The sequence below is a fragment of the Stenotrophomonas sp. YJH_SMC_12-1 genome (assembly GCF_059370935.1).
Window position 1 is genome coordinate 1 of the sequence record NZ_JCAFUD010000003.1, and the last position, 13,633, is coordinate 13,633.

The 13,633-nt window shown below is 67.5% G+C and carries 9 protein-coding genes and 1 rRNA gene; 6 read left to right on the forward strand and 4 right to left on the reverse strand.

The window, feature by feature from the left end; all coding sequences use genetic code 11:
• Positions 1–91: ribosomal RNA gene (rrf, locus tag AC5P8Y_RS06185) — 5S ribosomal RNA — on the forward strand; the annotation flags it as partial.
• Positions 92–406: 315 nt separating this feature from the next.
• Here the strand turns inward: rrf and AC5P8Y_RS06190 are convergent.
• Complete coding sequence (locus AC5P8Y_RS06190; RefSeq protein ID WP_033834984.1) at positions 407–2,122, reverse strand: M28 family metallopeptidase; 1,716 nt, start codon at positions 2,120–2,122, stop codon at positions 407–409.
• 86 nt (positions 2,123–2,208) lie between these two features.
• Positions 2,209–2,871 (reverse strand): DUF4097 family beta strand repeat-containing protein, encoded by a 663-nt coding sequence (locus AC5P8Y_RS06195; RefSeq protein WP_005407780.1) that lies wholly within the window; start codon positions 2,869–2,871, stop codon positions 2,209–2,211.
• Positions 2,872–2,965: 94 nt separating this feature from the next.
• On the opposite strand from AC5P8Y_RS06195, the gene AC5P8Y_RS06200 reads away from it, so the two are divergent.
• Positions 2,966–4,264, forward strand: coding sequence for a murein hydrolase activator EnvC family protein (locus tag AC5P8Y_RS06200; RefSeq protein WP_033834985.1), 1,299 nt, complete (start codon positions 2,966–2,968; stop codon positions 4,262–4,264).
• A gap of 108 nt (positions 4,265–4,372) precedes the next feature.
• The gene (locus tag AC5P8Y_RS06205; RefSeq protein ID WP_033834986.1) at positions 4,373–5,821 is read left to right on the forward strand and encodes a S41 family peptidase; all 1,449 of its coding nucleotides are present in this window, start codon (positions 4,373–4,375) and stop codon (positions 5,819–5,821) included.
• Between the two features lie 84 nt (positions 5,822–5,905).
• Here AC5P8Y_RS06205 and AC5P8Y_RS06210 read toward each other — a convergent pair whose 3' ends face one another.
• On the reverse strand, positions 5,906–6,598 hold the full coding sequence (locus tag AC5P8Y_RS06210) for a rhomboid family intramembrane serine protease (RefSeq protein WP_111173232.1): 693 nt from the start codon (positions 6,596–6,598) through the stop codon (positions 5,906–5,908).
• A gap of 227 nt (positions 6,599–6,825) precedes the next feature.
• Here AC5P8Y_RS06210 and AC5P8Y_RS06215 point away from each other — a divergent pair, with 227 nt between their 5' ends.
• The 3 genes from AC5P8Y_RS06215 (at position 6,826) to AC5P8Y_RS06225 (ending at position 10,107) form a co-directional block, all read left to right on the forward strand.
• Positions 6,826–8,253: an outer membrane protein transport protein gene (locus AC5P8Y_RS06215; protein ID WP_495201861.1), complete on the forward strand. Its 1,428-nt coding sequence runs from the start codon at positions 6,826–6,828 to the stop codon at positions 8,251–8,253.
• Between the two features lie 194 nt (positions 8,254–8,447).
• A complete protein-coding gene (gene pnuC / locus AC5P8Y_RS06220; RefSeq protein ID WP_231522519.1) occupies positions 8,448–9,047 on the forward strand; it encodes a nicotinamide riboside transporter PnuC in 600 nt (199 codons plus the stop codon).
• Positions 9,034–10,107, forward strand: coding sequence for an AAA family ATPase (locus tag AC5P8Y_RS06225; protein ID WP_231522520.1), 1,074 nt, complete (start codon positions 9,034–9,036; stop codon positions 10,105–10,107). Before pnuC ends, AC5P8Y_RS06225 begins: the two co-directional genes overlap by 14 nt.
• A gap of 117 nt (positions 10,108–10,224) precedes the next feature.
• Here the strand turns inward: AC5P8Y_RS06225 and putA are convergent, their stop codons facing one another.
• Entirely contained in the window at positions 10,225–13,443 is a 3,219-nt protein-coding gene (gene putA, locus AC5P8Y_RS06230) for a bifunctional proline dehydrogenase/L-glutamate gamma-semialdehyde dehydrogenase PutA (protein WP_495201862.1), read from the reverse strand.
• Between the last annotated feature and the right edge of the window lie 190 nt (positions 13,444–13,633).

Here is a 13,633-nt window from a genome sequence, read left to right on the forward strand (position 1 = left end):
CCACCCGATCCCATCCCGAACTCGGAAGTGAAACGCAGCTGCGCCGATGGTAGTGTGGCTCAAGCCATGCGAGAGTAGGTCATCGCCAGGGTTTACACCCAAAACCCCGCTGCTCACGCAGCGGGGTTTTTCTTTGTGCGCAGGAAACCCCGGTAGTGCCGGCCACTGGCCGGCAACCCGATGGCGTTGCATTGCCCGGTAGATCCACGCCATGCGTGGGTGCTCCGCGAGGAAGCATGGCGCCAACCAAGGTTGGCCGCTACCAATCGATTGCCGGCCAGCGGCCGGCACTACCGGCAGATCCACACCAACCGTGGATGAGCCGCCGACGGTAGACAAAAGAAAAGCGGCGCCCCGTGGGGCGCCGCTCTGCTCTCAACGATGTTCAGTCGAGCATGGCCCGGCTTTACTTTGCCGAAGCCTTGTCCTTCATCATCGCGTCGCGGGCTGCCTTGAACGGGTTGCCTTCGTACCAGTTCGGCCAACGATCGCCACCGGCCAGTTCCTTGCCGACGCCGTACATCAGCTGCAGGTCCTCGACAGTCCCGTCCAGCTTCCAGGTGGACGCGTCGAACTCGTCCTTCGGACCGTGGTAGCGGTTGGCGCCGTAGTCCGCCGCGGCCTTGCGGCCGGCGTCCACGCCACCCTCGCGCAGGTCCTCGCCACCATCGGCGTACAGGGCCGGCACGCCGGCCTTGGCGAAGTTGAAGTGATCCGAGCGGAAGTAGAAGCCGCTCTGCACCGAGGTCTCACCATGCAGCGTGCGGTCCTGGGCCGCAGCCAGCGGCTTGAGGATGTCCTCCAGCTCCGAGCTGCCGAAGCCGGTGACGGTCACGTCCTTGGCACGGCCGGCCACCGACATCGCGTCGAGGTTGATCACGCCGGCGATCTTGTCCAGCGGGAAGGTCGGGTGGGAGACGTAGTACTTCGAACCCAGCAGGCCGGACTCTTCCAGGGTCACCGCCAGGAACACCACCGAGCGCTCCGGCTTCGGATCCTGGTGGGCCATGGCTTCGGCCACCTCAAGGATGCCGGCCACGCCGGTCGCGTTGTCGACCGCACCGTTGTAGATGTTGTCGCCGGTTTCACCCTCGTGCTTGCCCAGGTGGTCCCAGTGCGCCATGTACAGCACGGCCTCGTCGGCACGCTTGCTGCCTGGCAGCACGCCCACCACGTTGCGCGACTGCTTCTGCGCGATCTGGCTCTTCAGGTCGACCGTGGCGGTGGCCTTCAGCGGCACCGGCTTGAAGCCGCGCTTGCTCGCATCCTTGTAAGCCTGCGCCAGGTCCAGGCCGGCACCGGCAAACAGCGCCTTGGCGGCGTCGGCGCTCAGCCAGCCCTGCACCGGGATGCGGGCTTCCGGGTCATCCTTGGCCGGCAGGTCGTACTGCGGGCCGGCCCAGGAGTTCTTCACCACGTCCCAGCCATAGGAGGCACCGGCGGTGTCGTGCACGATCAGCGCCGCGGCGGCGCCCTTGCGCGCGGCCTCTTCGAACTTGTAGGTCCAGCGGCCGTAGTAGGTCATGCGCTTGCCGTCGAACAGCTTCGCGTCGTCGACATGGAAGCCCGGGTCGTTGACGAACATCACGACCGTCTTGCCCTTCCAGTCCTGGCCGGCATAGTCGTTCCACTTCTGCTCCGGCGCATCAACGCCATAGCCGACGAACACCAGGTCGCTGGCATCGACCTTCACCTCGGCCTGGCCGGTGCGGGTACCCACCACCATGTCGGTGCCGAACTTCAGCTCGGTGGTCTTGCCGCCCTGGGTGATCTTCAGCACGGTCGATGCGTCGGCCGTGGTCTCGGTCATCGGCACATCCTGGAACCAGCTGTCGCCGTTGCCGGGCTGCAGGCCGATGCGCTGCATCTGGTCGCGGATGTAGTTGACCGTCAGCTCTTCACCCTTGCTGCCCGGGGCGCGGCCTTCGAATTCATCCGAGGCCAGGGTCTTGACCATCTCGGCGAAGTCGCCGGCGTTGATCTCCGGGGAGAACTGATGAGCCGCCGGCTTCGCGGCAGCGGTGTCGGTGGCTGACGCCGGTGCGGTGGCCGGCGTGTCTTCGCCTTTGCAGGCACTGAGCGCGGCCGCGGCGGCCAGGCACAGAAGGAGTTTGCGGGGCATCGTCGATTCCTGGAAAACAAAGGGCGGCCGCACGTCGTGCACGGCCGGTGTCAGCGAGTATCACCGAACCCGAAGGCGCGGTGCGCTCAGTCCGCCGGAGCGGTTTCGGTGTCGAACGGGATCGGCTCAGCGCCGGTGACCGGACCGATGCGCGCGGTGCGATGCACATAAAGCACCACCTCGCGTTCGAACTGCAGGGGGCCGTTGACCACAGCATTCGGGCCGACGATCACGCGCGGCTTGCGGCTGGCGGTGAGCGAGACGCTGAAGTTCGGCTTGCGCACGTGCACACCGCCGTTGACCTGGGAACCGATGCCGACGGTGATATCGCCGTTGACGGTCTCCACGTCCTTGCCGACGCGGCTTTCGACCAGGCCGATGCCACCGTTCACGGTTTCGACGCCGCCTTCGATCTGGCTGCCGCGATCGGTGAAGATGCTGCCGTTGACGGTGCTGACGCTGCCGTGTGCAATCACCTCGCGGCCCAGGCGTACGCCGCCGTTGACCGTTTCAATCTTGCCGGTACGTGCACGGTCGGCCACCTTGACCCCGCCGTTGACGGTGTCGATGCTGCCGGTCTCGACGCCTTCACCAACCCGGATGCCGCCGTTGACGGTATCCAGCTTGCCGTAGCGCTGGCCAGGCTCGGCGCTGATGCTGCCGTTGACCTTGCTGATGTTGTCCTGGGCACCGGCGGGGCCGGCAACGAGCAGGACGCCCAACAACAGCGGAATGGAAAGAGTTTTCATGGGACCTCGATGGATGTGCGGCTGGCAGGCCGCGTGCGGAGATGTCACCATTCCCCGGTACCCCCTGCAACTGCCTGAAGTCACTGGAAAGCCCTTGCGCGACAACGCCTTCCCATCACGCCGACATCACATCGCCGCTGCCCGCGGCGGTCGCTGCCTGCTGCTGGGGCTGGCGTTGGCGCTGGCCCTGCCGCTGCCCAGCGGTGCGCAGACCACCCGCGAGACCGAACGCAAGCTGCAGAAACTGCGAACCGAACTGAAGGGCGTGGCGCAGGAGCGACGGCAGATCGAGGGCCAGCGCGGGCAGGCATCGCAACAACTGCGCGAGGCCGACGAGAAGGTAGCCCGCACCGGCCGTGCCCTTGCGCAGACGGAAGCCGCGCTGCGCGAGCAGGGCCGCGCCCTTGCCGAAGCCGAGCAGCGCCGCAGCACGCTGCAGGGCAACCTGGCCCAGCAGCACCGCGAACTGGCCGGGCTGTTGCGCGCGGCATATCAGCTGGGCAACCACGCACCGCTGAAGCTGCTGCTGTCGCAGGACACGGTGGCCGATGCCAACCGCGCCCTGGCCTACCATCGCTACCTGCAGCGCGAGCGTGCGCAGCGGATCACCACGCTGACCGCCGACCTGAAGGAGCTGGAAGCGCTTCAAGCGCAGATCGCCGAGCGCAAGCAGAAGCTGCAGGGGACGCAGCAGGACCAGAAACAGCAGGCAGCCGCCCTGGAAGCGGACCGCCGCGATCGCGCAAAGACCGTTGCCTCGCTGGAAGAGCGCTTCAAGGACCAGCGTGAGAAGGAACAGGCACTGGGCCAGGACGCCAAGGCACTGGAAACGCTGCTGGCCAACCTGCGTGCCGCTGCCGCGCGGGCCGAAGCCGAGCGGCGCGCCGCTGCACGCCGGGCCGCCGCCGAGAAAGCCGCTGCCGAGCGCGCCGCACGCCAGGCCGCCGCGCAGGGCCGTCCACCGCCGCCCACCAAGGTTCCACCTGCGGTGGCGTCGGCACCGGCGCCGAAGGTCGGCGGCCTGGGCTGGCCGTTGTCCGGCAACCTGCTGGCCCGCTATGGCGGCAAGCTGCCCGATGGGCGCACCAGCAGCGGTGTGCTGATCGGCGCGCCAGCCGGCAGCACGGTCACGGCCGTGGCCGATGGCACCGTGGTGTTCTCCGACTGGATGACCGGCTACGGCATGATCCTGATCGTCGACCACGGCAACGGCTACATGAGCCTTTACGCGCATAACGACACCCTGCTGAAGGATGCTGGCGCGCGGGTCAGCCGCGGCGATGCGGTGGCCAAGGTCGGCAATTCCGGCGGCCAGGGCGTCACCGCGCTGTACTTCGAGCTGCGCCGTGGCGGGCAGCCGGTCAACCCGGACAGCTGGCTGCAGCGGCGCTGAATCCTGGCCCGTCGGATGCGGGCCGGATTCAACGGGAATTTAGCTGTGCTTCGCGCATAATCGGTGCATGTGCCTTGGGCACCATGCCACCGTCGACAGGAGTGATCCATGCGCGCAGCCCGTACCGCCACCCTCTTGCTGGCCCTGTTGCCAGCGCTGTCCTGGGCGCAGCAGACCGCGCCCGCCCCCAGCCCGGAAACCAGCGGGCAGGCAGCGAACAGCGAGGAGGCGGTGACCTCGAAGGTGCCGCTGGAGGAAATCCGCCGGTTCGTGGCCGTGTACAACGCGGTGCGCGCCGCCTATGTCGACCCGGTCGATGACAAGAAGCTGATGCAGTCAGCCGTGCGTGGCCTGCTGCTCGACCTTGATCCGCACAGCACCTACTTCAACAAGGAAGACGCGCAGGCTTTCGACGAGCAGGCCAACGGTGCCTACGAGGGCATCGGCGTGGAGCTGCAGCAGCAGCCCGACAACGCCAGCATGAAGGTCATCTCGCCGATCGACGACACGCCGGCGGCCAAGGCCGGCATCCTCGCTGGTGACCTGATCATCGCCATCGACGGCAAGCCGATCAGCGCCATTGATGCGAGCGAACCGTTGCGTGGCCCGGCCGGCAGCAAGGTGGTGCTGACCATCGTGCGCGCGGGCAAGCCGAAGCCGTTCGACGTCAGCCTCACCCGCCAGACCATCCGCGTGACCAGCGTGCGCAGCCGCCTGCTGGAGCCGGGCTACGGCTACATCCGCCTGAGCACCTTCCAGGCCGACACCGGGTCGGACTTCCAGAAGCACCTGCAGCAGCTGCAGAAGCAGTCCGGTGGCCAGCTCAAGGGCCTGGTGCTGGATCTGCGCAGCAACCCGGGTGGGCTGCTGACTGCCGCGGTGCAGGTGGCCGACGACCTGCTCGACAAGGGCAACATCGTCAGCACCCGCGGCCGCATCAGCATCAGTGATGCACGGTTCGATGCGACGCCGGGCGACCTGCTGAAGGGCGCACCGGTGGTGGTGCTGGTCGATGCGGGTTCGGCCAGTGCCTCGGAAGTGCTGGCTGGGGCGCTGCGCGACAACAAGCGCGCGCGCGTGGTCGGCAGCCGCACCTTCGGCAAAGGCTCGGTGCAGACCGTGCTGCCGCTGGACAACGGCGATTCGGTGAAGCTGACCACCGCGCGTTATTACACGCCGAGTGGCAAGTCGATCCAGGCCACTGGCATCGTGCCGGAAGTCGAACTGAAGCCTGCGGCGCGCCCGGAAGACGAGGCGCTGCCGGCCAGCCTGAGCGATTACAGCGAAGCGACCCTGCCAGGCCATCTGCGCGGCGATGACGAAGGCACCGAGGGCTACCACGCCGGTGCGGTGCTGCCGGGCGATGGCCCGATCAATGACGCGCTGGCCGAGCTGAAGAACCCGGGTTCGGTGGCTGCACGCTTGAAGGCCGAAGCGGCGAAGGCGGATGCGGCCAAGGCCGCGAAGGCCGCTGCGGCGAAGCCGGAAGCGAAGGTCGAACCTAAGCCGGAAGCAAAGCCGGAAGCAAAGCCCGCACCGGCCCCAGCGAAGCCGTGAGGTAGCGCCGGGCCATGCCCGGCGTCGGCTCAAGGGCGGAAGAAGAAACCAAATGCCGGCCAGCGGCCGGCACTACCCGGGCGGTCAGAAGCCGTGGCGCTTGCGCAGGCGGCGGGCGATGGCCGCGCGCACGTAGACCCCGTACACCAGGCCGAACACGAAGCCACCGATGTGCGCCCACCAGGCCACCATGCCGAAGCTTGGGCCGATGTGGGCGAACACCACTTGCAGCGCCGCCCAGACGCCGATCAGCAGGTAGGCCGGGGCACGCACGAACTCCAGGAACAGGCCGAGCGGGATCACCACGCCCAGCCGCGCGCCCGGGAACAGGGCCAGATACGCACCGATCAGGGCCGACACCGCGCCACTGGCGCCGATGATGATCTGGTCCGGGCTGCCCATGGTGTAGATCGCCACCAGGTTCGACACTGCGCCGCCGACCAGGAACAGCAGCAGCAGCCGCCACGGCCCCAGCACCCGCTCGGCGGGCAGGCCGAAGATCAACAGGAACACCAGGTTGCCCAGCAGGTGCGACCAGTCCGCGTGCAGGAACAGGGCGGTGAACAGCCGCAGCACGCTGCCGTCCTGCAGGGTCGCCCACCAGTCCAGCGGGTGGGTCAGACCGGTGGACAGCGCGCCCCAGTCCAGCCAGAGGCTGCCGCGGGCATCGTCCGGACGCGAGATCGACCACAGGAACGCCAGCCACAATGACGCGAACAGCACGGGCGTGGCCCAGCGCAGGGCCGCCTTCTTGCGGGACGGGAGCGAGACGAACATGCCAATAGCCTAGCGTGCGGCCACTTTCGGTGGGGACGGTCCTGTTCAGCTTTTGAGACGAAAAAACCGCCTGCGCTGTTATTGTTTCATTAACAGCTCTGGGTAATACTCGCATACGGCGTCGTATGTCGGGAGGGGAATCCGGCGCGCTCCGATGGGTCCCAGGACCCGGCGGGCGCAGGCGCACTCAGAGCACCATCACCGCTTACCGGAGAGAGAGAACTACGATGCAAACCGCTTCCACCATTGCCCGACTGACCCTGCTGGCTGTCGGCGTTGCCGGTGCGCTGGCCGCCGCCGATGCCAATGCTGCCGCCTTCCAGCTGAAGGAAAACAGCGCCAAGGGCCTGGGCCGCGCGTTCGCCGGCTCCACCTCGACCGAAGGTGACGCCTCGGTCATCGCCACCAACCCGGCCTCCATGCGCCTGCTCGACGGCACCCTGGTCCAGGGCGACGTCAGTGCCATCAGCTTCGGCGCCAAGTTCCGCGGCCAGGGCAAGTACGGCAACGGCGCGCCGATTTCCGGTGGCAACGGCGGCGACGCCGGCATGATCGCCCCGGTTCCGGCCGCGTACTTCCACGTGCCGTTCGGCGAGAACGACAACATGCACTTCGGTGCTTCGCTGACCGTGCCGTTCGGCTTCAAGACCGAATACGACCGTGACTGGGTCGGCCGCTACAACGGCGTCAAGACCGAGCTGCAGGCGATCGACCTGGGCGTGGCGTTCTCCTACGACGTCAACCCGTACCTGTCGTTCGGTGCGTCGGTGTTCGCCGAGCGCCTGAACGTCGACCTGACCAGCGCCGTCGATACCGGCACCGCGATCAACGCCAGCGCCCAGCAGAAGGCAGCCGCTGCCGTGCTGGCCGCCGGTGGCACCCCGGCTCAGGCCCTGGCTGCCTCGAAGCAGGCCGCTGCGGCCTTGGCCCAGCAGGGCTTCGCCCCGGGTACCGCCGATGGCTTCCTGCGCATCAAGGGCGATGAAGTGTCGGTCGGCTACACCCTGGGCATGACCGTCACCCCGGTGGAAGGCACCAACATCGCCTTCAGCTACCGCTCGAAGGTCGAGCACAAGATCACCGACGGCAAGGCCGACTTCACCATCCCGCAGAACGCTGCCGCCTTCCTCGCCAGGGCCGCCCCGGGTACCTTCATCGACAGCAACGGCCGCGCGACCATCACCCTGCCGGCCAGCGCCACCGTGGGCTTCACCCACCGCGTGAACGACCAGTGGCAGATCATGGCCGAAGTCACGCGCACGGCGTGGAGCAAGTTCGACCAGGTCACCGTCGACTATGACTCCAACCAGCCGGACAGCGTGCTGCCGTTCCACTACCGTGACACCACCTTCGCGTCGATCGGTACTGATTTCCGCGTGAACGACAAGCTGACCCTGCGTGGCGGCCTGGCCTATGACCAGACCCCGACCACCGACGCCCACCGCGACGTGCGCGTGCCGGACACCACCCGCAAGTGGCTGTCGCTGGGCCTGACCTACGCCGCTTCGGACAAGATGGAATACAGCGTGGGCTACACCCACCTGTTCACCAAGGATCCGAACGTCAACTCGACCTCGGTCACCGGCAACACCGTGACCGGCAAGTACAAGGTCAGCGGCGACGTGCTGGCGGCTTCGATGCAGTACAAGTTCTGATTCGGGCCCTGGCCTGAAGCAGCACGAGGGAGCCCCGCGCAAGCGGGGCTTTCTTTTTGTGGGGGCGGCCATCCATGCATGGCATGGATCTACTGCGGCGTGGCGGGGTCGGATCCCTTTCCGAAGGAAAGGGCTCTGACCCCAGTGCGTAGGAGCGAGCCACGCATGGCGCGCGGATCAACGACAATAGCGCCATGAACCTGTCCGACCCGAACTTCCAGCTGGAGTTGGCTGCCAACATCGCCGTCGCCGGCTCGATCCTGCTGGCCGGCCGCAACAACGTGCACACCTGGTGGCTGGGCATCGTGGGCTGCGCGCTGTTCGCCGTGGTGTTCGAGCGTTCGCACCTGTATGCGGACATGGTGCTGCAGTTCTTCTTCATCGCCGTCAGCGTGCTGGGCTGGTGGCAGTGGCTGCGTGGCGACCATGGCGCGCCGCTGCCGATCACTGCGCTGCGGCCGCGTGCATGGGCCTGGCTGGTGCCGCTGGCGGTGGTGGCCACCTTCGGCTACGGCTGGATGCTGACCCGCTTGACCAACGCCTACGCGCCGTACATCGATTCGGCGGTGCTGGTGCTGAGCGTGATCGCGCAGATCCTGATGATGCGGCGCAAGCTGGAATCGTGGTGGGTGTGGCTGCTGGTGAATACCGTGGCGGTGCCGCTGTATTACAGCCGCGGCCTGCACCTGACCTCGATCCTTTACATCGGTTTCTGGATCAACGCGCTGGTCGCCCTGCGCCACTGGCGCCACCTGATGCGGATCGAGGCCAGGGCAGCCGATGCCGCTGCCTGAGCGCGTTGCGCGGGGCCTGGTGGTGGGCAAGTTCTGCCCGCTGCACCTCGGCCACGAACGCCTGATCGAATTTGCCGCCACACGCTGCACGCAGCTGCTGGTGATTGGCTGGTCGCAGCCGGGCTTTCCAGGCTACAGCGCCGCGCGTCGCGAGCGCTGGCTGCGAGCGCGATTCCCGCAGGCCACGGTGGCGGTGCTCGATGATGCGCGACTGGCGGCATTGTGCACCCGGCAGGGGATGCCGGTTCGCAGGCTGCCGCAGGACAGCGACAACGAGCAGGTGCAGCGCGCATTCACGGCCTGGCTGTGCCTGAACCTCTTCGGAGGGGCAGTGCAGGCGGTGTACACCGGTGAGGACTATGGCGATGGCTTCGCGCAGGCGCTGTCGGCGCACTTCGACGCGCCGGTGCGCCATGAGCGGCTCGAACGCGCACTGGACGTCGGGCAGGCGTGTGGCACCCAGCTGCGCGCCGATCCGCATGCGCACCGTCATGGCCTCGCACCGCAGGTCTATGCCGGCTATGTGCAGCGCGTGGCGTTCATTGGTGGCGAGTCCAGCGGAAAGACCACGCTGGCGCGCGTGATGGCCGAGCGACTGCAGACCGCCTGGGTGCCGGAGTATGGCCGCACGCTATGGGAGCAGCAGGGCGGAGAGCTGACGCCAGATGATCTGCTTCGCATCGCAATGGCACAGCCGCAGCACGAAGACGAGACCGCACGGCATGCGCATCGCTGGCTGTTCTGCGATACCACGCCGCTGGTGACGCTGGGCTACAGCAGCTGGATGTCTGGTACGGCGCCGGAGGCACTGCGGCAGGCTGCATTGCGACCGTATGACCTGCTGTTCCTGTGTGCGCCGGATATCCCGTTCGACCAGGACGGCACGCGGGTGGGCGAGGCCTTCCGGGCGCAGCAGCATGCGTGGTACGTGCGCGAGCTGGAGGCGCGGGGAGTCGACTACGTGCTGCTGGAAGGCGATCTGGAGACGCGCATCGCGCGCGTGCAGAGCGAGCTGGCGAAGCGGGCGGACAATCGGTTCAGTGTGGCCCAGCCTCTGTAGAGCGAGCCCACGCTCGGCTGTGCGAGGCAAACCGAGCGGGGGCCCGGCTCTACAGGAAGCAAGGCATAAAAAACCCCGCTTTCGCGGGGTTTTTCGTTCACTGCATCAACCGGGCGATCAGTCGCCCAGGGTCAGCAGCGAGGCGTTGCCGCCGGCGGCGGTGGTGTTCACCGTCACCGTCTTTTCGGTGGCGAAGCGCAGCAGGTAGTGCGGGCCGCCGGCCTTCGGGCCGGTGCCGGACAGGCCCTGGCCGCCGAACGGCTGCACGCCGACCACCGCACCGATCTGGTTGCGGTTGACGTAGACGTTGCCGACATGGACGCCGTTGCTGATGCGGTCGACGGTCTCGTCGATGCGCGAATGCACGCCCAGGGTCAGGCCGTAGCCGGTGGCGTTGATCTGGTCGATCACCGCGTCGAGCTGGTCGCCCTTCCAGCGGATCACGTGCAGCACCGGGCCGAACACTTCCTTCTGCAGCTGGCCCAGGTCCTTCAGTTCGTACGCGCGCGGTGCGAAGAAGGTGCCGTTGGCGGCCTCGGCCGACAGCTCGGCGGCGGCGATCAGGCGCGCTTCGCGGTCCATGCGCTCAGCGTGGTCCTGCAGGATCTTCAGCGCATCTGCGTCGATCACCGGGCCGACGTCGGTGGACAGCAGGCCGGGGTTGCCGACCTTCAGTTCCTTCATCGCACCGGCCAGCATGGTCATCACCTTGTCGGCGATGTCGTCCTGCACGAACAGCACGCGCGCGGCCGAGCAGCGCTGGCCGGCGGAGGTGAAGGCCGAACCGATCGCGTCCTTGACCAGCTGTTCCGGCAGCGCCGACGAATCGGCGATGAAGGCGTTCTGGCCGCCGGTCTCGGCAATCAGCACACCGATGGCGGCGTCACGCGCCGCCATCGCGCGGTTGATCGCACGGGCGGTGTCGGTGGAGCCGGTGAAGGCCACGCCGGCCACGCGCGGGTCGGCGGTCAGCGCGGCACCGACGGTAGCACCGTCGCCGGGCAGGAACTGCACCACCTCGGCCGGCACGCCGGCGTCGTGCAGAAGCTTCACCGCGTAGTAGCCGATCAGGTTGGTCTGCTCGGCCGGCTTGGCGATGACGCTGTTGCCGGCGGCCAGGGCGGCAGCGACCTGGCCCAGGAAGATCGCCAGCGGGAAGTTCCACGGGCTGATGCAGACGAACACGCCGCGGCCGTGCAACTGCAGCTCGTTGGACTCACCGGTCGGGCTCGGCAGCTTCTCGGCGTGGCTGAACTGCTCGCGCGCCTGCTTGGCGTAGTAGCGCAGGAAGTCCACCGCTTCGCGCACTTCGGCGATGCTGTCGGGCAGGCTCTTGCCGGCTTCCTTCACGCACAGCGCCATGAATTCCGGCATGCGTGCTTCCAACTGGTCGGCGGCGTGCTCGAGGATGGCGGCGCGGCTGGCGGCCGGGGTGCGGTTCCAGGCCGGCTGCGCGGCTACGGCGTTGGCCAGGGCCTTCTGCACGGTGGCGGCGTCTGCGGCCAGCCACTGGCCAACCACTTCACGGGTGTCGGCCGGGTTGGTCACCGGCAGCGCGGCGCCGGTCGGGTTGGCACCCGGCACCAGCGGGGCGGCCTGCCAGGGCTTCACAGCCGCGTTGATCTGCTCGGCCAGGGCGCGCAGTTCGTTGTCGTTGGCGAGGTTGGCGCCCATGGAGTTCTTCCTGTCGTGGTTCTGGCTGCGCAGCAGGTCAACCGGCAGCGGGATCTTGGGATGCGGAATCGAAGCGAACGAGGCGACCATCTCGACCGGATCGCGGATCAGGTCGGCGATCGGTACGCGTTCGTCGGTGATGCGGTTGACGAAGCTGGAGTTGGCGCCGTTTTCCAGCAGGCGGCGCACCAGGTACGGCAGCAGGTCTTCATGCGAACCGACCGGTGCATACACGCGGCAGGGCAGGCCCAGGCGGTCAGCCGGCACCACTTCGGCGTACAGGTCGTCGCCCATGCCGTGCAGCTTCTGGTGCTCGTACACGCCGCCGTTGGCGATGCTGCGCACGGCCGCGATGGTGTGCGCGTTGTGCGTGGCGAACATCGGGTAGATCGCGTCGGCATGGGTGAACAGCCGCTTGGCGCAGGCCAGGTAGGACACGTCGGTGTTCTGCTTGCGGGTGAACACCGGGTAGCCCGGGTAGCCTTCGATCTGCGCGCGCTTGATCTCGGCGTCCCAGTACGCGCCCTTGACCAGGCGCACCTGCAGGCGGCGACCGGCGCGGCGCGCCATGTCGGCCAGGTGGTCGATCGTGTACGGGGTGCGCTTCTGGTAGGCCTGCACGACCACGCCGAAGCCATCCCAGCCGGACAGCGACGCGTCAGAGAACACCTGCTCGATGATGTCCAGCGACAGTTCCAGGCGGTCGGACTCTTCGGCGTCGACAGTGCAGCCGATGCCGTAGCTCTTGGCCAGCTGTGCCAGTTCCAGCACGCCCGGTACCAGGTCCTTCAGCACGCGCTCGCGCTTGGCGTGCTCGTAGCGCGGGTACAGCGCCGACAGCTTGATCGAGATGCCCGGGGCATTGTTGACGTCGCCATCCGGACGGCCGCCGCGTGCCTTGTGATCGCCGCCGATGGCGTGGATCGCACGACGGTAGTCTTCCAGGTAGCGCAGCGCGTCCTTCATGGTCAGCGCACCTTCGCCGAGCATGTCGAAGGAGTAGCGGTAGCTGGCGTTGTCGCCCTTGTGCGAGCGCGCCAGCGCTTCGCTGATGGTGCGGCCCATGACGAACTGGTGGCCCATGATCTTCATCGCCTGGCGCACGGCCAGGCGCACCACCGGCTCACCGACGCGGCCGACCAGGCGCTTGAACGCGCTGGGCGCATCGGCGCGGGTGGCGTCGTTCATCTGCACCAGCTTGCCGGTCAGCATCAGGCCCCAGGTGGAGGCATTGACCAGCACCGAGTCGCTGCCGCCCAGGTGCTTTTCCCAGTCGGCATCGGCCAGCTTGTCGCGGATCAGCTTGTCGGCGGTGTCCTGGTCCGGAATACGCAGCAGTGCCTCGGCCACGCACATCAGCAGCACGCCTTCCTCGCTGCCCAGGTCGTATTGGCGCATGAAGGCTTCGATGGCGCCCTGGTCCTTGGCACGCACGCGCACGCGGCCAACCAGGTCGGCGGCCAGCGCCTGCACCCTGGCCTGCTCTTCGGCCGGCAGACGGGCCAGCGCCAGCAGCTCGCGGACGTGGCTGGCCTCGTCCTTCAACCAGGCATCGGTGATGGCTTGGCGGAACGGGTTGGGGGGCGCCGGCAGTTCCGGCGACAGCAGCGCGCCGGGACGCAGTGCGTCGCTGGCGGCAGGGGAGGAGGAAGGTGCGTTCATGCCGGTCCGGCCAATGGAAAACTTGGCGATTTTAATCATTTTTGCGGGTTGCGGAAGTGCCCCGCAGCCACCTTCGTGAAGGGCTGATAGCCCCTAACGGTGGTGGATTCAGCGTGTTCAGCAAGCTCGGTAGAATTTGTGCTGAATTCGTCATTCGTGCCGCCGACCTCATGCTGTGTTGCAGCATGGG